Source organism: Rhodococcus sp. ENV425, assembly GCF_002887785.1.
GTDB lineage: Bacteria > Actinomycetota > Actinomycetes > Mycobacteriales > Mycobacteriaceae > Rhodococcus > Rhodococcus aetherivorans.
In genome coordinates this window covers 48,881-69,100 of the sequence record NZ_PCZU01000283.1, presented here as the reverse complement: position 1 = coordinate 69,100, position 20,220 = coordinate 48,881, and the positions used below count along the sequence as shown (strand labels likewise).

At 68.6% G+C, this 20,220-nt stretch carries 20 protein-coding genes; 16 read left to right on the top strand and 4 right to left on the bottom strand.

Annotated features, from left to right (window positions below; all coding sequences use genetic code 11):
• Positions 1-167: 167 nt before the first annotated feature.
• The 8 genes from fdxA (at position 168) to CQZ88_RS26885 (ending at position 7,697) form a co-directional block, all read left to right on the top strand.
• Entirely contained in the window at positions 168-485 is a 318-nt protein-coding gene (gene fdxA, locus CQZ88_RS26920; RefSeq protein ID WP_029546568.1) for a ferredoxin, read from the top strand.
• Complete coding sequence (locus tag CQZ88_RS26915) at positions 482-1,732, top strand: MFS transporter (protein ID WP_102800555.1); 1,251 nt, start codon at positions 482-484, stop codon at positions 1,730-1,732. The genes fdxA and CQZ88_RS26915 overlap by 4 nt, the downstream gene beginning before the upstream one ends.
• A gap of 105 nt (positions 1,733-1,837) precedes the next feature.
• Positions 1,838-3,022 carry an ABC transporter substrate-binding protein gene (locus CQZ88_RS26910; RefSeq protein WP_043803178.1) on the top strand — a complete coding sequence of 395 codons (1,185 nt, stop codon included), beginning with the start codon at positions 1,838-1,840 and terminating at the stop codon, positions 3,020-3,022.
• Positions 3,023-3,121: 99 nt separating this feature from the next.
• Positions 3,122-4,012 (top strand): branched-chain amino acid ABC transporter permease, encoded by an 891-nt coding sequence (locus CQZ88_RS26905; protein ID WP_006941660.1) that lies wholly within the window; start codon positions 3,122-3,124, stop codon positions 4,010-4,012.
• Positions 4,009-4,995: a branched-chain amino acid ABC transporter permease gene (locus tag CQZ88_RS26900; RefSeq protein WP_006941659.1), complete on the top strand. Its 987-nt coding sequence runs from the start codon at positions 4,009-4,011 to the stop codon at positions 4,993-4,995. Before CQZ88_RS26905 ends, CQZ88_RS26900 begins: the two co-directional genes overlap by 4 nt.
• Positions 4,992-5,807, top strand: coding sequence for an ABC transporter ATP-binding protein (locus tag CQZ88_RS26895; protein ID WP_029546564.1), 816 nt, complete (start codon positions 4,992-4,994; stop codon positions 5,805-5,807). Before CQZ88_RS26900 ends, CQZ88_RS26895 begins: the two co-directional genes overlap by 4 nt.
• Positions 5,791-6,516 carry an ABC transporter ATP-binding protein gene (locus CQZ88_RS26890; protein WP_006941656.1) on the top strand — a complete coding sequence of 242 codons (726 nt, stop codon included), beginning with the start codon at positions 5,791-5,793 and terminating at the stop codon, positions 6,514-6,516. Before CQZ88_RS26895 ends, CQZ88_RS26890 begins: the two co-directional genes overlap by 17 nt.
• Positions 6,517-6,533: 17 nt before the next feature.
• Positions 6,534-7,697: an ABC transporter substrate-binding protein gene (locus CQZ88_RS26885; RefSeq protein ID WP_029546563.1), complete on the top strand. Its 1,164-nt coding sequence runs from the start codon at positions 6,534-6,536 to the stop codon at positions 7,695-7,697.
• Between the two features lie 127 nt (positions 7,698-7,824).
• Here the strand turns inward: CQZ88_RS26885 and CQZ88_RS26880 are convergent, their stop codons facing one another.
• The 4 genes from CQZ88_RS26880 to CQZ88_RS26865 all read right to left on the bottom strand — a co-directional run bounded on the left by CQZ88_RS26880 (position 7,825) and on the right by CQZ88_RS26865 (position 11,216).
• Complete coding sequence (locus CQZ88_RS26880; protein ID WP_029546561.1) at positions 7,825-8,589, bottom strand: crotonase/enoyl-CoA hydratase family protein; 765 nt, start codon at positions 8,587-8,589, stop codon at positions 7,825-7,827.
• 9 nt (positions 8,590-8,598) lie between these two features.
• A complete protein-coding gene (locus CQZ88_RS26875) occupies positions 8,599-9,363 on the bottom strand; it encodes an SDR family NAD(P)-dependent oxidoreductase (RefSeq protein ID WP_029546560.1) in 765 nt (254 codons plus the stop codon).
• 27 nt (positions 9,364-9,390) lie between these two features.
• Entirely contained in the window at positions 9,391-10,566 is a 1,176-nt protein-coding gene (locus CQZ88_RS26870) for a thiolase family protein (RefSeq protein ID WP_050036072.1), read from the bottom strand.
• Positions 10,567-10,661: 95 nt separating this feature from the next.
• Positions 10,662-11,216, bottom strand: coding sequence for a nuclear transport factor 2 family protein (locus CQZ88_RS26865; RefSeq protein WP_006941648.1), 555 nt, complete (start codon positions 11,214-11,216; stop codon positions 10,662-10,664).
• Between the two features lie 258 nt (positions 11,217-11,474).
• Here CQZ88_RS26865 and CQZ88_RS26860 point away from each other — a divergent pair, with 258 nt between their 5' ends.
• Genes CQZ88_RS26860 through CQZ88_RS26825 form a run of 8 tightly spaced genes read left to right on the top strand, consistent with a single transcriptional unit; the run spans position 11,475 to position 20,218 of the window.
• Positions 11,475-12,638, top strand: a complete 1,164-nt coding sequence (locus CQZ88_RS26860) for an acyl-CoA dehydrogenase family protein (protein WP_029546558.1) — start codon at positions 11,475-11,477, stop codon at positions 12,636-12,638.
• Between the two features lie 44 nt (positions 12,639-12,682).
• Positions 12,683-13,456, top strand: coding sequence for an SDR family NAD(P)-dependent oxidoreductase (locus tag CQZ88_RS26855; protein WP_196813340.1), 774 nt, complete (start codon positions 12,683-12,685; stop codon positions 13,454-13,456).
• Positions 13,457-13,484: 28 nt separating this feature from the next.
• Positions 13,485-14,510, top strand: a complete 1,026-nt coding sequence (locus CQZ88_RS26850; protein ID WP_006941639.1) for an LLM class flavin-dependent oxidoreductase — start codon at positions 13,485-13,487, stop codon at positions 14,508-14,510.
• Entirely contained in the window at positions 14,510-16,180 is a 1,671-nt protein-coding gene (locus CQZ88_RS26845) for an AMP-binding protein (protein WP_006941638.1), read from the top strand. Before CQZ88_RS26850 ends, CQZ88_RS26845 begins: the two co-directional genes overlap by 1 nt.
• A 21-nt stretch (positions 16,181-16,201) precedes the next feature.
• Complete coding sequence (locus CQZ88_RS26840) at positions 16,202-17,368, top strand: acyl-CoA dehydrogenase family protein (protein ID WP_102800554.1); 1,167 nt, start codon at positions 16,202-16,204, stop codon at positions 17,366-17,368.
• 9 nt (positions 17,369-17,377) lie between these two features.
• The gene (locus CQZ88_RS26835) at positions 17,378-18,268 is read left to right on the top strand and encodes a CoA ester lyase (RefSeq protein WP_006941636.1); all 891 of its coding nucleotides are present in this window, start codon (positions 17,378-17,380) and stop codon (positions 18,266-18,268) included.
• On the top strand, positions 18,268-18,735 hold the full coding sequence (locus tag CQZ88_RS26830) for a MaoC family dehydratase (protein ID WP_029546556.1): 468 nt from the start codon (positions 18,268-18,270) through the stop codon (positions 18,733-18,735). The genes CQZ88_RS26835 and CQZ88_RS26830 overlap by 1 nt, the downstream gene beginning before the upstream one ends.
• 1 nt (position 18,736) lies before the next feature.
• Positions 18,737-20,218 carry an aldehyde dehydrogenase family protein gene (locus tag CQZ88_RS26825; RefSeq protein ID WP_029546555.1) on the top strand — a complete coding sequence of 494 codons (1,482 nt, stop codon included), beginning with the start codon at positions 18,737-18,739 and terminating at the stop codon, positions 20,216-20,218.
• Positions 20,219-20,220 lie beyond the last annotated feature (2 nt).

Below are 20,220 nucleotides of genomic sequence, written 5' to 3'. Positions count from 1 at the left end.
ACGCCTTCTGCGGGTTCTTCCTGGCCTGCGTCTGCGGTGCCGGGGTCGCGGTGGTGCGTCGCCGGCCGGTCGTCGAGGCACTCGGAGCGGACACCCATTGACACCCGACAATCAATGAATATGATTATGACCTAAATCACGCGGTCATCGAATCGGAGGAGTGCGCAGTGACCTACACCATCACCGAGCCCTGTGTCGACGTCCTCGACAAGGCGTGCATCGAGGAGTGTCCGGTGGACTGCATCTACGAGGGCGGCCGGATGATGTACATCAACCCGGAGGAATGCGTCGACTGCGGCGCCTGCGAACCCGTCTGCCCCGTGGAGGCGATCTTCTTCGAGGACGACGTCCCCGAGGATCGCGCCGGGTACACGCAGATCAACGCCGACTTCTTCGCCGAGATCGGCTCACCGGGCGGCGCTTCCAAGATCGGAAAGACCGACTACGACCCACCGCTCGTGAAGAGTCTGCCCGTACGGGCATGATCGCGGTCCGGGCTCCGCGACCCGGCCGGGGACCGGTCCTCCTGGGCGCCGCGGTGGCGGCCGCATTCACGTTCGCCGTCGTCGGGTCCAACATTCCGGGCCCGATCCTGCCGTTGTACGAGGACCATCTGGGCCTGTCCCCGTTCGTGCTGGCCGCCCTGTTCGTGACGTACTTCGTCGCCCTGGTGTCGATGTTCCTGGTCGTGAGCAGGAGCGCGCTCGGACGGTTCGCGTGGGCCGTCCTGCCGGGTGCGCTCGTCGTCGGGGTCCTCGGCGACGTCGCCCTGTGGTCCGGCGCCGACACCGTCTGGCTGCTCTTCGTCGGCCGTGCCCTGACCGGAACGTGTGTCGGGCTCGCCACCGGATCCGCCGCCACGCTCGCCGTGGCGGCGCGCGGCGACGCGGGCCGCACCCTTGCGGCGACCGGCGCGATCGCGGGCTCGTTCCTCGGCCTGATCGCCGCGGCCACCGTCGCCCAATTGCTGCCGGAGCCCACCGTTCTCATCTATCGGCTGCACGCCGTCTCCCTCGTGCTCTCGGGACTGCTGCTCGCCGCCGCGCTGTGGGGGAACAGGCGCCGGCTCTCCGCGCTCCGGCACGCCGAGCCCCCGCGCCCGGCGGGACCCGTTCCGGCCGGCGCGGGCGCCGCGTTCGACCGGAACAGGTTGCCCGCCTACGGATTGGGTGCGGCCGGGTGGACGGTCGGCGGCATCGCCGTCGGCGTGCTGCCGTCGGCGTTGCGCGACGGGATCGGGTCCGAGCTGCTGGTGGTCGGCGTCCTCGCCGCCATCATCCTGCTCGTCACGGCCTGGTTGGGCCCCTACCTCGCCCGGGCCGCAGGCCGTTTCCCGGGGCCCCAGCTGTGTCTGCTCCTGCTCGCCGGTGGTGGCGTGTTCGTCGCCGCCGGCCTCGTCGCCCGCACGCTGTGGCCGGTACTGGCCGGCAGCTTCCTGTGGGGCATCGGGCAGGGCTTCGCATACGCGCAGGGCCTCATCCTGCTCACCGCCGGCATGACGCCGGTGGAGCAGGGGAGGAGCACGTCGCTGTACGCGTGTTCGTCGTACGGCTTCGCGGCGGTGATGATCCTGGTGGCCGGCGCCTTCTCGTCGGCGTGGGGATACTCCTACGGATCCGCCGGTGCGGTAACGATTTTTGTCCTCTTCTGTGTGGCCGTCGCGGGGGCGGGACGGGGTCGGTGGACACCGGCCGTCGCCGTGGACCCCGTACGCGTCCCCGCCCGCAAATAATTCCTGCGCATATCCGGATCGACCTCTGGACATTTCGTCGGCGTGGCTCTACTGTGACGGGCATCACGACTAATGATGCATATCATTCGACCGGAAGGTGCACACATGTCTCGAGTCGACCGGAAAGTCCGGCGTCGTCTGCTCGGAGCCGCGAGCGCGTTCGGCGTCCTGTTCACGGCCGCCTGCGGCTCCGGCGGAAACGGCACCGTCGCCGACGGTGACCTGCCGGCCGAGATCAAGGTCGTCTCCGTGACCGACCAGACCGGCACCACGGCGTACGTCGGCAACAGCCAGCTCAAGGGCATCGAACTCGCGATCCAGGAGATCAACGAGCAGAATTACCTGGGTGACTCGAAGATCGTTCTGCAGAAGCGTGATTCGGCGAGCGATACGCAGACCGCGGTCAGCCAGGCCACCGAGACGCTGACCGACAAGAGTGTCAGCGCCCTGCTCGGACCGGTGCTCAGCGCCCATGCCGTCGCGATCGCCCCGCTCGTGGAACGGGCCGGGCTGCCGACGATCTTCACCCAGTCCGGCAGCGAGGGCGTCGTCATCGGCGACTACACCTACCGCGCGACGGCTCCGATGGAGACCTACTTCGTCAAGGCGCTCGAGCGGCTGCAGCAGCAGGGTGTGAAGACCGTGAGCGTGCTCTACAACGCGGGCAACGTCACCCTCGCCGGACTCGGTGAGAAGACCATCCCCGAGGGCCAGGAGAAGTACGGCTACCGGATCCTGTCGAGCACCTCCGTCCAGGCCACCACGCAGGACTTCGGCACCACCGCAACGAAGATCGCCGGTGAGAAGCCCGACGCGGTCATCGTCCTGCTCGTCGGCGCCGGCAACTCCACGGCCATGTCGCAGCTGCGCCAGGCCGGCTACACCGGCACCGTGGTGGGCAACCCCGCCGCCGGCGCGGGCAACCTCGCACCCGCCGGTGCCGCGGGCGCGGGCATGTACTGGGCCACCGACTTCAGCTTCCACCAGAAGGACGAGTCCTCGCAGCGGTTCGTCGAGGCGTACCGCGCCGAGTACAACGGGGAGAATCCGCTCAACTACGCGGCCGAGGGCTACGACGCGACCTGGATGCTCGCCCACGCTGCCAAGAACGCCGGCGGTGCGTCCCGCGACGACCTGCAGCGCGGCCTCGAGCAGGTCGTGGCCGAGGGCTTCGACGGCGCGCTCGGCCCGGTGCGCTTCGAAGGCAACGACATGCGCGTCAACGGCGTGCTCGTGGAATGGAACGGCACGGAAGAAGTGCTGATCGACGACCAGGAATCGGCGAAGTAGTGCGGATCGCTCCGCACCTGTGCACCAAGGAGTTCGACGAATGACCGGAAGAACATCGCACCGCCGCCGGGGAATCCCGGCCGGAGGAAGGCAGGCGTCATGTCACAGCTGGTGATCGACGCGCTCGTGCTCGGCTCCATCTACCTGCTCTTCTGCCTGGGAATGAGCATCTCCTGGGGAACGATCGACATCCTCAACTTCGCCCACGGCGGGATCTTCATGTTCTCCGCGTTCGTGGCCTCCCAGATCGTGTCCAACGTCGGTCTCGGGCTCGTCACGGTCTGCCTGATCTCCGTCGTGGTCGGGGCGGCGCTCTCGGCGGCCATCGACGTCTTCGCGTTCCAGCCGATCCTGCGACGGGCCAAGAACCAGCGGACCGCCGAACTGCAGATCCTCATCGGCGGCATCGGAATCGGCACCATCCCGGTCGCCGTCGTGCAGTTCCGCACGCTGAGTGAGCCGTTCGGTTTCGTGGGCAGCTCGTACGAGACGTCGGTCTACACCGTCGGCGACCTGCGACTCACGAGCACGGGCCTGATCGTGCTCGGCTGCGCGCTGATCCTCACGCTGGCGATCTCCTTCTGGCTCAAGAACACCAGCCACGGGCTCGCCCTGCGGGCCATCGGCGTGGACTCGGAGACCGCCGAACTGATGGGCGTCAAGCGGCGCCAGCTGTCGCTGCTGACGATGGCGGTGTCGGGCGGCCTCGCCGGCCTCGCCGGTGCCCTGCTCACCTACAACCTCGGCGCCATCACCGCCGAGAGCGGTGAGACCCTCCTCATCAAGGCGTTCGCCATCATCATCCTCGGCGGCGTGGGCAGCACCGGCGGCGCCGCGCTCGGTGCGATGGTGCTCGCGTTCTCCGAGGTCCTGGTGCTCCGCTACACCGGCGGCGGCTGGGTCGACGCCGTCGGCTTCGGCCTCATCCTCGTGGTTCTGCTGCTGCGGCCGCAGGGCATCTTCGGAAGGAAGGAGGTGCGACGGGTATGAGCGACTTCTACTTCTCCAACATCGTCCTCATCCAGAGCACGTTCACGGTGCTGCTCCTCGCCCTGAGCATCCAGATCCAGTTCCGGATGGGAGTGTTCTCCTTCGCCGGCGCCGCCTTCTACGGCATGGGCAGCTACGGCGCCGCAATCTTCGTGCTGCACTACGGATTCGACGCAATCTCCGCGACCGCCGCCATCGTCGTGATCTGCGCGGTCATCGGATACCTGCTCTCGCTGATCCTGCAGCGCCTCGCCGGCCTGTACCTGGCCATGGCCACCGTCGCGTTCGTCATGATCGTCACCGTCGTCGCCCACAACGGCGGCGAGCTCACCGGCGGCTCGGTCGGCCTGTTCGGCGTTCTCACCACCCCGGAGATCTCCGTCCCGCACCTGGCCGTCGTCTGTGCCGCCGTCGTCGCGGCGATGATCCTCAGCGAGCGCGGCCGCATGGGCCGGCGCATCGAGGCGGTCCGCGAAGACCCGGAACTCGCCTCGGCCATGGGCATCAACGTCGCCCGCTACCGCCGGATGTCCTTCGTGATCAGCGGTGTGCTCGGCGCGCTCGGAGGCGCCCTGAACATCCTGATGATGACGGCCATCGCCCCGGAGAACATCGGCTTCCCGTTGATCGTGCTCGCGCTGACGATCATCATCGTCGGTGGCTCCCGGTCCTGGCTCGGTGTGCTCATCGGCGCCCTCATCTTCACGTGGCTTCCGGTGATGCTGGAGCAGGTGGGCACCTACCAGAGCATCGTCTACGGCATCATCGTCGCCATCGCCGCGATCTTCATGCCCGGCGGCATCACCGGCGTCGTCACCGACCTGTACCGTCGCCGCCTCGCCCGTCGCGACAGCGCGGCCCTCGAGGACGCGGCTGCCGCGGAACGTCTCGCCGACGCGGCCGACGACGAGGCCGCCGCAGAACTCGGCGCCGAACTCGCGGGCACCGGTGCCCACTCCGCCTCGACAGGAGAAACGCGATGACCACCGAAGTCGCTCCCCAGGAGGGCGTTCCCGGCCGGGTTCCGGATCAGGTGCTACGCATCGAGGATCTCGCGGTCCACTTCGGCGGCATCAAGGCCGTCGACGGCATCACCCTGGGCCTCGAGCGCGGCCTGATCTCCGGCATCCTCGGACCCAACGGGTCGGGCAAGAGCACCCTGCTCGGCGCCGTCACCCGGCTCACGCCCCTGACCCGCGGATCGATGCACTTCGAGGGGCGGGACTTCTCCGGCGTCCAACCCGAGCAGGTGGCGCGGCTCGGCATCGGGCGCACCTTCCAGACCGTCCGTCTCCTCGACGATCTCACCGTGCACGAGAACGTCGAACTCGGGCACGACCTGATCGCGGGACCGCGACGGTGGTGGCGACGGGTCGACAGCACCGAACGCGACGCCGCCGAGGCGGCCGTGCGCACCGCCCTCGAGCGCACCGGGCTCGACGGCAAGGAGAAGCTGCGCCCCGGCCAGCTCTCGTACGGCCTGCAGCGCCGGGTGGAGATCGCCCGCGCCATCGTGATGTCCCCGAAGCTGCTGCTGCTCGACGAACCCACCGCCGGCATGAACCGCTTCGAACGCGAGGAGATCGGCGGGCTGATGTCCGACCTGCGCTCGGAAGGACTCACCCAGCTGATCGTCGAACACGACGTGCAGATGATGGTGGACGTCTGCGATCACCTCTTCGCCATGAACTCCGGACAGCTCATCGCCTCCGGTTCCCCCGCCGACGTGGTGCGTGATCCGGCGGTGCGCGAGGCCTATCTCGGAAAGCAGGACAACGATGATCGAGATTCGTGATCTGCACGTCGATTACGGCAAGGTCAGTGCCGTGCGCGGGGTGTCCGTCACCGCGCGGCCGGGCCGGGTGACGCTCGTCCTCGGCGCCAACGGCGCCGGCAAGACCACCACCCTCCGCACCGTCGCGGGGCTGACCACGCCCAGTTCCGGGGACGTGCTTCTGGACGGCGAGTCGATCAAGGGATGGCCCGCCCACAAGATCCTCAAGCGGGGCATCTCGCTGGTTCCCGAGGGCCGCAAGGTGTTCGGCTCGCTCACCGTCCACGAGAACCTCAAGATCGGGGGCCTGGTGGCGTCGAAGAAGGCCCGCGAGGAATCGATGCGGACCGTGTTCGAGATGTTCCCCATCCTCGAGGAGCGGCAGTCCGGCCCCGCCGGCCTGCTCAGCGGCGGCGAGCAGCAGATGCTCGCCTTCGGCCGCAGCCTCATGTCGCAGCCCGGGTACATCCTCATGGACGAGCCGTCGATGGGTCTGGCCCCCGCCGTGGTCGACCGGGTCATGGCCAGCGTGCGCAGCATCGCCGACCGTGGCATCGGCGTCCTCATGGTCGAACAGAACGCCGAGGCCGGCATGAAGATCGCGGACGACGTCGTCGTCGTCAACCGCGGCGAATCCGTGTACTCCGGACCGGTCGACGAGGCGCGGAACCACTCGTCCGTGGTGCTGGCCTTCCTCGGTGAAGCCGCGCTCACCGGAACCGACAACTGAACCGAGAACGGAAGAGAATGAAGAACAAGCGCATTGCCGTCGCCGCGTTGGCCGGTGTCGCCGGGCTCGCCCTGACCACCGCGTGCGGCTCGGGCGGCGGCGGAACCGTGGGGTCCGGCGAGATGCCCGGCGAGATCAAGATCGTGTCCGTGACCGACAAGACCGGTCTGACCGCCTTCGGTGGCCTGCCCCAGTTCCGGGGTATCGAGCTCGCCGTCGAACAGGTCAACAGCAGTGGGTTCCTCGGTGAGTCGAAGCTCGTGCTCGAGAGCCGCGATGCGGCCAGCGACACGCAGACCGCTGTGAGCCAGGCGACCGAAGCGACCGCGGACCGGTCGGTCAGCGCCCTGCTCGGCGGCATCTCCAGTGCCCAGGCGATCGCGATCTCGCCGCTCGTCGACCGGGCGAAGCTGCCGACCGTCTACACGCAGTCCGCCAGCGACGGTGTGCTCGGCGGCGACTACACCTTCCGGGCGACCCCGCCGCAGACCACGCACATCGGCACCTCCCTGGCTCATCTCGAGGACCTCGGCGTCGAGCGGGTCAGCGTGTTGTTCAACGCGGCCAACCCGGCCCTCGCGGAGATGGCGGAGAAGAACCTTCCCGAGGGGCAGGCCGAGCACGGCTACCAGATCGTCTCGACCACGTCCGTGCAGAACACCACCCAGGACTTCGCGTCCTCGGCGACGAAGATCGCCGGGGAACGGCCCGACGCCGTGGCGATGCTCCTCACCGGCGCCCAGAACGCCACGGCCATGCGGCAGTTGCGCCAGGCCGGATACACGGGACCGGTGCTCGGCCAGACCGGTGCAGGCGCGAAGAACCTCGTCCCGGCGGGGGCTGACGGCGCCGGCATGTTCTGGACCGCCAACTTCACTCTCGACCAGCCGGCGGCGTCGTCCCAGGAGTTCGTCGCGGCGTATCGGGCGAAGTACAACGAGGACCCGCTGAACTACGCGGCCGAGGGGTACGACGCCGCGTGGCTGCTGGCGCGCGCGATCAAGGCCTCCGGCGGTGCGTCCCGCGAGGACATCCAGCGTGGTCTCGAGCAGGTCACCGCCGAAGGATTCGACGGTGCACAGGGCGAGATCACGTTCGAGGGTCACGACATGCGTACCCCGGGCGTGCTCGTCGAATGGGACGGCAGCCGTGAGGTGGTCGTCGCCAAGCCGTCGGCCTGATTCATCCTGTGGCCGAATGTCACACCGCTTCGATCAGATCGAAGCGGTGTGACATTCGGTCCTTCGGCACACGAATGCGAGCGGGGCCCGGGAATTGATCCCGGGCCCCGCTCGTCGTACCGCTGGGTCAGCGTCCCTGCCAGACGGGTTCGCGCTTCTCCTTGAACGCCAGCGCGCCTTCCTTCGCGTCGGCGGAGGAACGCACCGGCTCGTAGATCTCGCGCATGCGCTCGAACTCCTCCTCGTTGGACCAGTCCCGGGCCTGCGCGATGATCTGCTTGGTGGCGCGCAGTGCGAGCGGGCCGTTCTTCGCGATGGTCTTCGCCAGGGCGATCGCCTCGGTCAGCGCCTGCCCCTCGGGCACGAGGCGGTTGAGCAGCTTCGCCTCGTACGCGGTCTGCGCGGAGAAGTACTCACCGGTGAGGCACCATTCGACGGCGAGCTGGTGCGGGACGCGGCGCGGCAGCCGCAGGAGTCCGCCGCCCCCGGCGAGCAGGCCGCGCTTGACCTCGGGGAGGCCGAAGACGGCTGTCTCGGAGGCGACGATGAGGTCGCAGGCGAGCACGATCTCGAATCCGCCGGCCACGGCGTGTCCCTCGACCGCCGCGACGAGCGGCTTGGCCGGGGACTTCTCGGTGATGCCCGCGAAGCCGCGACCCTCGACGGAGGGGCGTTCGCCGGCGAGGAAGGCCTTCAGGTCCATCCCGGTGCAGAAGGTCTTGCCGGCGCCGGTGATCACGCCGGCGACGAGATCGTCGCGGGAGTCGAGTTCGTCGAGGGCCGCGGCGACGGCGACGGCGGTCTCGGTGTTGATCGCGTTACGCACCTCGGGCCGGTTGATCGTGATGATCTGCACGCCGTCGGACTGTTCGACGTGTACGGGGGTGTCCATGGCTGTCTCCTAGCGGGGCTGCATGCGGATCGCGCCGTCGATACGGATCGTCTCGCCGTTGATCATCGCGTTGTCCACGATCGACAGGGCGAGCTTCGCGTACTCGTCGGGCTGCCCGAGGCGGGCGGGGTGCGGGGTCTGGGAGGCGAGTCCGTCGCGGATCTCCTGCGAGAACCGGGACAGGATCGGTGTGTCGAAGGTGCCCGGCGCGATGCTGTTGACGCGCACGAGCTTCCGGGCGAGATCACGGGCGGCGACGAGGGTCATGCCGACGACACCGGCCTTGGCGGAGGCGTAGGGGATCTGGCCGATCTGGCCCTCCCACGCCGCGACCGACGCGGTGAGGACGATGACGCCGCGTTCGCCGTCGACGGGCTCGTTGTTCACCATGCGGGCGGCCGACAGGCGCAGCACGTTGAACGATCCGATCAGGTTGATCCGGATCAGGTTCTCGTACATGTCCAGCGAACCGGGGGTGCCGTCCTTCTCGACGACGCGGACGGTGCCACCGCGGCCGGCGCAGTGCACGACGGCCCGGAGCGGAGCGCGTTCCTCGGCCGCGTCGAGCGCGCGGTTCACCGCGTCGGGATCGGTGACGTCGGCCGGGGCGAACACGGCGAGCTCGCCGAGTTCCTTGGCGACGACCTCCCCGTCGGAGGTGGGCAGGTCGAGGATCACCGTCGGCACGCCGAGGCCGACGAAGCGCTTGACGGTGGCCAGGCCGAGGCCGGAGGCCCCGCCGGTCACTACCGCCGATCCCTGGGTGATGTCCATGATTTCTCCTGAGTCGGAAGTGGGTTTCTACAGTCGTTCCACGACGGTCGCGTTGGCCATTCCGCCGGCTTCGCACATGGTCTGCAGGCCGTAGCGCCCGCCGGTGCGTTCGAGGTGGTGGAGCAGTGTGGTCATCAGCCGGGCACCGGACGCGCCCAGCGGGTGTCCGAGGGCGACGGCGCCGCCGAGCGGGTTCAGGACGTCGTCGGACGCGCCGATCTCGCGCTGCCAGGCGAGGGGGACGGCGGCGAATGCCTCGTTGACCTCGAAGGCGGCGATGTCCCGGACGGACAGGCCGGCCCGGGCGAGGACCTTTTCGGTGGCGGGGATGGGGCCGGTGAGCATGAGGGTGGGATCGTCGCCCACGACGGCCGAGGCCACGATCGCGGCGCGCGGGCGCAGGCCGAGCGCGGCCGCCTTCTCCTCGGACATGATCAGCAGGGCGGCCGCGCCGTCGGAGATCTGCGAGGAGTTGCCCGCGGTGACCTTCCAGTCCAGCTCGGGGAAACGCTCGCGCCACGTGTCGGTGTCGAAGGCCGCGGGCAGACCGGCGAGCCTGCCGGCGGTGGTGCCCTCGCGGATGGTCTCGTCGGAGGTCACCACGCCGTCGGGGGTGGTGACGGGAACGATCTCGCCGTCGAACCAGCCCGCGGCGCGCGCGTGTGCCGCGCGTTCGTGCGAGCGGGCCGAGTACTCGTCCAGCTCGGCCCGGCTCAGTGCCCACTTCTGCGCGACGAGCTCCGCGGCGATGCCCTGCGGGACGAGATCGGGGAAGCGCTCGCGCACGGCGGGCCCGTGCGGGTCCTTGCCCATGGCCGCCGATCCCATCGGAACCCGGCTCATCGACTCGACGCCGCCGGCGACGACGATGTCGTATGCGCCGGCGGTGATGCCCTGGACCGCGAAGTCGACGGCCTGCTGGCCGGAGCCGCACTTGCGTTCGATGGTCACGGAGGGCACGTGCGTGGGAAATCCGGCCGCGAGCAGGGCCTGCCGCCCGGGGGTGGCGGACTGTTCGCCGGACTGGTTGACGCAGCCGATGAGGACGTCGTCGATCAGGCCGGGATCGAGGTCGTTGCGGGCGACGAGCCCGGCCAGGACCTGGGCGAGCAGATCGCTGGGGTGCACCCCGGCCAGCGCTCCCTGCGCTCTGCCCCGTCCGGTGGGGGATCGGACGGCGTCGACGATGACAGCGCGGGTCATGGGCGTTCCTCCAGTCGGGAAATCAATTCATGATGATGGTTACTATAAACCATTCTCCGACCGATCGTATGGCCCGCGTCACACCGGTAGGGCCCTCATCGGTAGGTCGACCAGGTCGGCAGGGATTCGGGGAAGTCGGCGCGCCGGTGCGGCGTGCCCGGCCACTGGATGCGCTCCGTCGTGCACAGGCCCGCATTCATCCGCTCGAACGGCACGGCGTACATGAACCGCAGGTCCCGGCGCCGGAACAGCCAGCGGCCGTCCACGCGGGCGTACTCGTCGGAGTATCGGTACGCCGCCATCATCAACGTCCCATCGAGCGCCAGTTCTGCTCGGCCCGTGAGCAATCCGCGTGCGCGGTCCCCGTCGACGGAGATCTGGTCGCTCTGCGGCGAGTGCAGGGTCAGGCTGTAGCGGTCCATGGCGGCGACGTAGAACTCGCGGATCTCCTCGCGCCCGCGGGCGATGGAGCCGGCGCGCTCGAACTCGCCGTCCTCGGTGAACAGCGAGAGCAGGGTCTCGAGGTCGTGGTCGTCGACGGCGATGGCGTAGGCCGCGACGAGGTCCTGGATGCGCGCACGGTCCTCGAGCCGGGTGAGGCGCCGGGCCAGCTCCTCCAGCGCCGTCGGGGACGAGTCGAGTGTCGTCATGTGACCTCCATAGAAACTGATAACGATTGTGATGTATTGCACAATAGGCGGTGGAGGCGCGGGAAGGACAGGGCGGCGCCGGCGAGGCCGCGAATTCCGCAGGTGACGACCCTTCCGGGCCTGGGTGGCGACCATCGACCAAAGAAGCGATTGCCTCTTAATCATTATCATGGTTAGTATGTGAGTCATCGAACTGAGTGACCTTGACCACATCCGGTGGGCGCTTTAGGTTAATGATGAACACAGAAAGGTGGGGACATGGCGACATCGCACGTCGACGACGAGCTCCGGGACATCCGTGCGGCCGCGGCGACCGTAGCCCGGGAACGCTACGCACCGAAGGCTGCGCAGTGGGATCTCGAACGCACCGCGTTCCCGCACGACGAGCGTCGCTTCCTCGGCGAGCTGGGCTATCTCGGCATCTCGCTGCCGGAGGAGTACGGAGGGTCCGGCGCCCCGCTGTCCCACGCCCTGGCGGTGATCGAGGAGTTCGCGAAGGTGTGCCGGCCGGCGGCCTTCCAGATCTTCGAATCCAACACCGGCCCGGCCCAGGCCATCGCCCGCCTGGGCACGGAACACCAGAAGAAGACGTTCCTGCCGCAGATCGTCGCCGGCGAGAAGACCATGGCCGTCGCGATCTCCGAGCCCGACGCCGGCTCCGCCGCCACCGACATGACCACCAAGGCCGTGCGCACCGACAAGGGTGTCGTCGTCAACGGCATGAAGCGGTGGATTTCCAACGGCAGCGAGGCCGACGTCTACCTCACCTACTGCCGCATGGGCGATGCCCCCGGCGCCAAGGGCATCGGAGCCGTCCTCGTCGAGGCCGACCGGCCCGGCATCAGCTACGGCGCACGCGAGAAGCTCATGGGCTTCCGGGGCATTCCGTCGGCCGACATCTTCTACGACGACGTGGTCGTTCCGGAGGAGAACATCGTCGCCGAGGCCGGCGGCTTCAGGAAGCTGTTCGGCGCGTTCACCATCGAGCGCCTGGGCAACACGACCATGAGCCTGGCCATCGGGCAGGAGGCGCTCGACCGCACCGTCACCTACGTGCAGGAACGCCACCAGTTCGGCAAGCCGCTCGTCGAGTTCCAGTCCGTCCAGATGACCCTGGCCGACATGGTCCTGCAGGTCGAGGCCGCTCGGCTGCTCCGCGATCGCGCCGTCGCGAACATCACCGACGGCCTGCCCGATCCGCTCGAGGTCTCCCTCGCCAAGTGCACCGCCAACGAGATGGCCAAGCGCGTCACCGACATGGCGATCCAGCTGCACGGCGGCAACGGGTACACCGAGGAGTTCGGAATCGAACGGCTGCACCGCGATTCGCACGGATGGGCGCTGGCGGGCGGCACGCCGACCATGCAGCGCACCCGGATCGTCTCCGAGCTCCTGGGCCGCACGTTCGATCAGCGCGCCTGACATTGCACATCAACGAAGAACTTCTCGAGAACGAGGTGAACGAAATGCTGGGTCGTTACGAGGGACGTATTGCCGCGATCATCGGCGGTGGTTCGGGCATGGGCCGCGCGATCAGCCATCGCATCGCCCAGGAGGGCGGCCACGTGTACGTCGCCGACCTGTCCGAGGACGGTGCGGTCACCGTCGCCGAGGAGATCCGGGCCGAGGGCGGTCAGGCCACTCCGATGCGGGTGGACGCGACGAACAACGACGATCTTCGCTCGCTCTTCGGCAAGATCGACGCCGACCACGGCGTCCTCCATGCGCTGCACGCGCAGGTCGGCATGCCCGGCCCGGGCGGCCTCGAGGTCGGCGACGCCGACTGGGAGAAGAACATCGCGGTCAACGTCAAGAGCGCCTACTACTCCACCACCCTCGGCTTCGACCTGCTGAAGAAGGCGGAGGGCAAGGGCTCGGTCACCCTCACGTCGTCGACGTCCGCGCTGATCGGTTCGCCGTTCAGCCCGATCTACTCGATGACCAAGGGCTCGCTCGTCCCGTTCGCCCGCTCCCTCGCGCTCGTCGGCGCCAAGGACGGTATCCGGGTCAACGTCATCTGCCCCGGCCAGGTCGTCACGCCGATGCTCTCGCAGTTCTTCGGGCGCGAGCCCGGCGCCGACGTCTCGGCCCTGACCAAGGACTTCGTCGCCACCATCCCGCTCGGCCGGGGTGCTCAGCCCGAGGAGATCGCGTCGGTGATCGCCTTCCTCAACAGCGACGATGCCAGCTACATCACCGGCGTGACCATTCCGGTCGACGGCGGACTCACCGCTCAGTAACGACCACTTCGACCGGAGGGACAGGACCATGGTTCAGGTCGGATTGCTGCTCAGCGACGTTCCGAAGTCGGTGAGCCCCGCACAGCAGTTCAAGGACGTACTGCGCATCGTCGACGCGGCGCAGGAGAACGGCTTCACCTACATCGCGATCGGCCAGCACTTCCTCTACGGGGAACTGCGGTGGCTGCAGCCCGTGCCGCTGCTCGCGCGCCTCGCCGCGCACGTCGAGCCGCACATCAAGCTCGTCACCCAGATCATGATCGCGCCGCTGTATCACCCCGTGATGCTGGCCGAGGAGATCGCCACGCTCGACGTGGTCACCGAGGGGCGGCTGATCTTCGGTGCCGGCCTGGGCTATCGACCCGAGGAGTTCGACTACCTCGGTATTCCGTTCAAGCAGCGGGCCGGACGGTTCGACGAGTCGCTGCAGATCATGAAGAAGCTGTGGACGGAGGAAGAGGTCACCTTCCACGGCAAGTACTTCCAGCTCGAGGGCGTCAAGCCGCACCTGTTCCCGGTGCAGGATCCGCACCCGCCGATCTGGATCGGCGCGCACGCGATGGGCGGTGTCCGCCGCGCCGGCAAGTACGGTGACGCCTACGCGACGCCGCCGGAGACCCCGAAAGAGGAAGTGCTCGAACGCTTCCGGGTCGTGCGGGATCTCTTCGCCGAGCGGGGCAAGGAATTCGGCCCGCAGCCGCTGCGCCGCAACGTGCTGGTCGCCGACACCCGCGAGCAGGCGATGCAGGAGTACGCCCGCGTGGCGCAGGGCCGCTACCTCACCTACGCGAACAAGGGCCTGGACGTCATGAAGGGCACCGACCTCGAGAACGAGTTCGCCAAGGCGGTGTCGAGCCACGCCGTCGTCGGCGATCCCGAGCAGGTCGTCGCCCAGCTGACCGACCTGGTGACCACCATGCCGGTCGACCCGCTGCTGATGCGTCCGCAGTGGCCGACGATGGACGCGGACGAGACCATCGCCGCCATCTCCCGGCTCGGCAAGGAAATCGTTCCGTCGATCACCGCGATCCCCGCAAACCGGGAGTTGTCCTGATGCAGACCTACACCGATCTGAAACCGACCTTCACCGACCCGGAGGACTGGACGCTGGGCCACGTGCTGCGCACGTACGCTGCGTCCCAGCCGGATTCGGAGTTCCTCGTCACGCCGGAGGAGGATCGGCGCTTCACCTACGCCGAGATGCTCTCCTCCGCCGAACGGATCGCGAGCTCCTGGTACCGGGCCGGCGCGCAGCAGGGTGATCGGGTGATCATCATGGCGCAGAACTCGTCCCAGCTCGTGCGCTCCTGGTTCGGCACCGCGGTCGGCGCACTCGTCGAGGTGCCGATCAACACCAACTACGAGGGCGAGTTCCTCCGCCACCAGGTGGTGACCGTCGAGCCGCGGTGGGCGGTGATCGACGACACCTACGCCGAGCGGTTCGTGGCGATTGCCGAGCATGCGCGTGGCATCGAGAAGTTCTGGGTGGTCGACTCGGGCGCCGGAAACCGCGACCTGGCACTCGAACTGCTGCGCGCCAACGGCTGGGACGCCGAGGCGTGGGAGACGCTGGAGGCGGGCGAGGTGCAGGAGCTGCCGCAGGCACGGCCCCAGGACCTCGGCGCGATCTTCTTCACCTCCGGGACCACCGGCCCGTCCAAGGGCGTGGCGATGCCGAACTCGCAGCTGTACTTCTTCGCGCAGGAGGTGGTGTGCTTCACCCGGCTCACCCGCGAGGACACCTACCTCACCACCACGCCGCTGTTCCACGGCAACGCCCAGTTCATGGCGGTCTACCCCGCCCTGGTGGCCGGGGCGCGGGCCGTGGTGCGCTCGAAGTTCAGCGCGAGCCGCTGGATCGACCACGTGCGCGACGACGACGTCACCGTCACCAACTTCGTCGGGGTCATGATGGACTTCGCGTGGAAGCAGCCGCCGCGCGAGAACGACCTCGACAACCGCCTGCGCTGCGTGTACGCGGCGCCGACGGCCAGCTCCATCGTCGAGGACTTCAAGAAGCGCTACGGCATCGAGGCCTTCGTCGATGCGTTCGGGCTGACGGAGACCTGCGCGCCGATCGTCGCGCCCTACGGGGTGCCCCGGCCGGCCGGGGCCGCGGGGCTCGCGGCCTCCGAGTGGTTCGACATCCGCCTGGTCGACCCGGAGACGGACCGCGAGGTCGAGGTCGGCGAGGTCGGCGAGCTGGTCGTGCGTCCGGTGCAGCCGTGGACGTGCAGCATGGGGTACTACAACATGCCGGAGAAGACGCTCGAGGCGTGGCGCAACCTGTGGTTCCACACCGGCGACGCCCTCAAGAAGGACGAGGACGGCTGGTTCTACTTCGTGGACCGGTACAAGGACGCGCTGCGCCGTCGCGGCGAGAACATCAGCTCCTACGAGATCGAGCAGGCGGTGCTCGGGCACCCGGCCGTCGTCGAGTGCGCGGTGATCGGTGTTCCCGCCGACGTGGAGGGCGGCGAGGACGAGGTGCTCGCGACCGTGGTCGGCACCGGCGACGTCGGTCCGGAGGAGATCCTGGCCTGGTGCGACGGCCGGATTCCGGCCTTCGCGATCCCGCGCTACCTTCGATTCGTCGGCGCGCTGCCCAAGACCCCGTCGGAGAAGGTCCGCAAGGCGGTCCTGCGCGAGGAGGGCATCACCCCCGACACCTACGACCGCACCGCGGTCTCCGACGCAGACCGCACCGCGGTCCCCGCGGTCTGACGGCCGGGAAAGGCAACCGAGATGGACTACAGCAAGAACGAGACCCACGAGGAAATCCGGCGGGGGATCCACGATCTGTGCAAGCGGTTCCCCGACGAGTACTGGGCCGAGCACGACGAGTCCCACGAGTTCCCGTGGGAGTTCTACAACGCCATGGCCGAGGGCGGCTGGATGGGTCTCACCGTCCCCGAGGAGTACGGCGGCGGCGGCCTCGGCGTCACCGAGGCCGCGATCGTCGAGCGGGAGATCGCCGCGTCCGGCGCCGGCATGGGCGGGTGCAGCGCGGGACACATCGGCATCTTCGGCTTCGAGCCGATCATCCACCACGGTTCCGAGGAGATGAAGCGCAAGTACCTGCCGCGCGTCGTCACCGGCGAGCTGCACACCTCGTTCGCCGTCACCGAGCCGGACGCCGGCACGGACACCACCAACATCCGCACCTTCGCCAAGAAGGTCGACGGCGGCTGGCTGGTGTCCGGCAAGAAGGTGTGGATCACCAAGGCGCAGGAGGCCGAGCGCATGCTCCTGCTGTGCCGCACCAGCCCCCGCGACGAGAACGCCAAGCGCACCGCCGGCATGACGCTGATGTTCGCGGAGATGGACCGCAGCAAGGTGCAGATCCGGCCGATCCCCAAGATGGGCCGCAACGCCGTCGACACCAACGAGCTGTTCATCGACGAGCTGTTCGTCGCGGACGAGGACGTCGTCGGTGAGGTCGGGCACGGCTTCCGCACCATCCTCGGCGGCCTCAACGCCGAACGCGTCATCTCGGCGAACGCCGCCCTCGGCATCGGTGAGGCGGCGTTGCGCCGCGGCGTCGACTACGCCAAGCAGCGCGAGGTCTTCGGCCGTCCCATCGGGAAGAACCAGGGCATCGCGTTCCAGCTCGCCGAGGCCCGCATCCGCCTCGACGCCGCCGAGGCGGTCCTGGACAAGGCGACGTGGATGGTCGACCAGGGCCTGCCGTGCGGACGGGAGGCGAACGCGGCGAAGTTCCTGTGCGCCGAGGCCGGCTTCTACGCCGCCGACGTCGCCCTGCAGACCCACGGCGGCTTCGGTTACGGCAAGGAGTTCCATGTCGAGCGGTACTTCCGGGAGGCGCGGCTCATGCGGATCGCGCCGATCAGCCAGGAGATGGTCCTCAACTACACGGCCGAGCACGTGCTGGGCCTGCCGCGAAGCTACTAGGAGGACGACGTGCAGCCGTATCGTTCGATCCTGTTCGTCCCGGGGCACCGCCCGAAGTGGGTGGACAAGGCCGTCGCGGCCGGCGCCGACTGCGTCGTGCTCGACCTCGAGGACTCCGTGCCGGCCGCGGAGAAGGCGGCCGCCCGCGCGACCGTCGCCGAGTCCATCGCGCGGGTGCGCGAGTCCAACCGGGACGTCGGGCTGTTCGTGCGCGTCAACCCCCTCGCCACCCGGCTGACCGGGGCCGATCTCGAGGCGGTCGTGGTGCCGGGCCTGACCGGCATCTTCGCCCCGAAGATCGAGCAGGCCACCGACGTCCTGCGCTACGACGCGCTGCTCGACCACTTCGAGCTGCGCAACGGGGTGGCGGGGCTCGAGTACATCGTGCCCGTCGAGACGGTGAAGGCCATCCACAACTGTCTCGAGGTGGCCACGGCGTCGCCGCGCGTCGGCGCCATGATCGGCCCGTCGGCCGAGCACGCCGACATCGCCCGCGAGGTCGGCTACGAGTGGACCCCCGAGGGACACGAAACCCTCTACCTGCGCAGCCGGGTGCTGCTGGCCTGCCGGGAGGCCGGCATCCACGCCCTGACCGGCCTGTGGGAGGATCTCGAGAACCTGGACGGGCTTCGCGACTTCGCGGTGCGAGGCCGGCAGCTCGGGTTCCGCGGGATGATTGCGATCCACCCCTCCCACGTGGCCACCGTCAACGACGTGTTCAGCCCGTCGGAGCAGGACCTGGAGTTCTACCGCGGACTCGCCGAGGCCTACGAGAAGGCGGAGGCGGAGGGCGTCGGCGCGCTGCGGTATCGCGGTCTGCACATCGACAAGGCCCACTACGACAAGGCAATTCAATGGCTCGAACGAGCCGAGGCGATCCTACGGAGAGGTGAACGGTGATGCGCGGTCTGTACTTCGAGGAGTTCGAGGTCGGGAAGCACTACAAGCACTCGATGACCCGCACCGTCACCGAGATGGACAACGTGCTGTTCACCTCGCTGACGATGAACATCCAGCCGCTGCACCTCGACGAGGAGTTCTGCAAGACGACGATCCACAAGCAGCGGGTGGTCAACAGCCTGTTCACCGTCGCGCTCATCGGTGCGTTCCACGTACCCGAGCTGACCATGGGGACCACGCTCGGCAACCTCGGCTACGACAAGGTCAAGTTCCCGAATCCGGTCTTCCACGGCGACACCCTGCGCGCGGAGACCACCATCCTGAAGAAGCGTGAATCCGAGAGCCGCACCGACAGCGGCATCGTGTGGTTCGAACACCGCGGCTTCAACCAGCGCGACGAACTCGTCTGCCTGCTCGAGCGCGTCGGCCTGATGGCCAAGCGCCCCACCACCGAGGAAGGTGCCTGAGATGACTGCAGCGCCCGAAACCGAATTCCCGTTGAAGGACTGGGTTCCCGAAACCCGGACCCTGCTGATCGGCGATCGGGAGGTCGAGCCCGCCGGTGAGACGTGGGACGTCTACAACCCGGCCACCGAGGAGGTCATCGCCACCGTCGGCGGCGCCTCTACCGACCAGGTCGACGCCGCCGTCGCCGCCGCCCGCGCCGCCTTCCCGGCGTGGTCCGCCCTGAGCGGCGAGGAGCGCTCCCGCCACATCCACCGCTTCGCCGACGTGCTCGAGAAGGCCGCCGACCGGCTGCTGCCCTCGATCGTCAACGAGGTCGGCACGCCGGTCTCGCTCGCCGAGTACCTGCAGGTCAAGATGGCCGTCGACGAGCACCTACGGTGGGCCGCCGAGGCCGCGAAGACCGACCGCACCGTCCATCTCGGCGAGTACGACAAGCCGGTGCCGACGATGAGCGACGTCGTGTACGAGCCGGTGGGTGTCGTCGCGGCGATCACCGGGTACAACTACCCGCTGAACCTGGCGATCTTCAAGTTCGGCGCCGCGCTCGCGGCCGGCTGCACCGTGGTGCTGCTCCCGTCCCCGCGCACCCCGCTGACCACCCTGTTCCTGGGCGATCTCATCCGCGAGGCGGGTCTGCCGCCGGGCGTGATGAACGTCGTCATCGGCGGCGCGGACGTCGGGCAGCGGCTGTCCTCGCATCCCGGCGTGGACCGGGTGTCCTTCACCGGTTCCGACGGGGTGGGCGCGAAGATCATGGAGCAGGCCGCGGCGAACCTGGCCGGCGTGACCCTCGAGCTCGGCGGCAAGTCGCCGAACATCGTGCTGCCCGGCGTGGACGTGCAGAAGATCGCCGTCGAGATGCACCTGCGCTGGTCCCGCAACGGCGGTCAGGGCTGCGCCGCCCTCGCCCGGCTGCTGGTGCACGACTCGGTCTACGACGAGTTCCTCGAGGCCGGCGCGTCGGCGTTCGACCAGATGGTCGTCGGCGACCCGTGGGACCGTGCGACGAACATCGGCCCGATGATCCGGCCCGACCACCAGAACCGCGTACAGGGCTTCATCGACGGCGCGGCGGCCGAGGGCGGCAGGAAGCTGCTCGAGGTGACCAAGCCGCTGCCCGAGAAGGGCTGGTTCGTCAATCCGGTTCTGCTCGGCAATCTTCCGCCCAACGCACGTGCGGTGCAGGAAGAGATCTTCGGTCCCGTCGCGGTGATCCTGCCGTTCAAGGACACCGAGGAGGCCATCCGCCTCGCCAACGACACCCCCTTCGGTCTCGCCGCGAACGTGTGGTGCGACGACCCGGTCGAGGCGCGCCGCGTCGCGGAGAAGATCCGCGCCGGAACGGTATGGATCAACGGCGGCGGTGCCATGCGGCCGGACGCGCCGTTCGGCGGCTACGGGCGCTCGGGAGTCGGCCGCGAGCTCGGTGAGTGGGGGATGCGCGAGTACCTCGAGGTCAAGCACATCCAGTGGCGGATCTGATT

Coding starts and splice junctions, on each gene's coding strand:
- CQZ88_RS26915 (WP_102800555.1), top strand. CDS start 482: ATGATCGCGGTCCGGGCTCCGCGACCCGGCCGGGGACCGGTCCTCCTG.
- CQZ88_RS26910 (WP_043803178.1), top strand. CDS start 1,838: ATGTCTCGAGTCGACCGGAAAGTCCGGCGTCGTCTGCTCGGAGCCGCG.
- CQZ88_RS26845 (WP_006941638.1), top strand. CDS start 14,510: ATGCAGACCTACACCGATCTGAAACCGACCTTCACCGACCCGGAGGAC.
- CQZ88_RS26875 (WP_029546560.1), bottom strand. CDS start 9,363: ATGGACATCACCCAGGGATCGGCGGTAGTGACCGGCGGGGCCTCCGGC.
- CQZ88_RS26870 (WP_050036072.1), bottom strand. CDS start 10,566: ATGACCCGCGCTGTCATCGTCGACGCCGTCCGATCCCCCACCGGACGG.
- CQZ88_RS26885 (WP_029546563.1), top strand. CDS start 6,534: ATGAAGAACAAGCGCATTGCCGTCGCCGCGTTGGCCGGTGTCGCCGGG.
- CQZ88_RS26840 (WP_102800554.1), top strand. CDS start 16,202: ATGGACTACAGCAAGAACGAGACCCACGAGGAAATCCGGCGGGGGATC.
- CQZ88_RS26880 (WP_029546561.1), bottom strand. CDS start 8,589: ATGGACACCCCCGTACACGTCGAACAGTCCGACGGCGTGCAGATCATC.
- CQZ88_RS26860 (WP_029546558.1), top strand. CDS start 11,475: ATGGCGACATCGCACGTCGACGACGAGCTCCGGGACATCCGTGCGGCC.
- CQZ88_RS26900 (WP_006941659.1), top strand. CDS start 4,009: ATGAGCGACTTCTACTTCTCCAACATCGTCCTCATCCAGAGCACGTTC.
- CQZ88_RS26890 (WP_006941656.1), top strand. CDS start 5,791: ATGATCGAGATTCGTGATCTGCACGTCGATTACGGCAAGGTCAGTGCC.
- CQZ88_RS26825 (WP_029546555.1), top strand. CDS start 18,737: ATGACTGCAGCGCCCGAAACCGAATTCCCGTTGAAGGACTGGGTTCCC.
- CQZ88_RS26895 (WP_029546564.1), top strand. CDS start 4,992: ATGACCACCGAAGTCGCTCCCCAGGAGGGCGTTCCCGGCCGGGTTCCG.
- CQZ88_RS26905 (WP_006941660.1), top strand. CDS start 3,122: ATGTCACAGCTGGTGATCGACGCGCTCGTGCTCGGCTCCATCTACCTG.
- CQZ88_RS26855 (WP_196813340.1), top strand. CDS start 12,683: ATGCTGGGTCGTTACGAGGGACGTATTGCCGCGATCATCGGCGGTGGT.
- CQZ88_RS26830 (WP_029546556.1), top strand. CDS start 18,268: ATGCGCGGTCTGTACTTCGAGGAGTTCGAGGTCGGGAAGCACTACAAG.
- CQZ88_RS26865 (WP_006941648.1), bottom strand. CDS start 11,216: ATGACGACACTCGACTCGTCCCCGACGGCGCTGGAGGAGCTGGCCCGG.
- CQZ88_RS26850 (WP_006941639.1), top strand. CDS start 13,485: ATGGTTCAGGTCGGATTGCTGCTCAGCGACGTTCCGAAGTCGGTGAGC.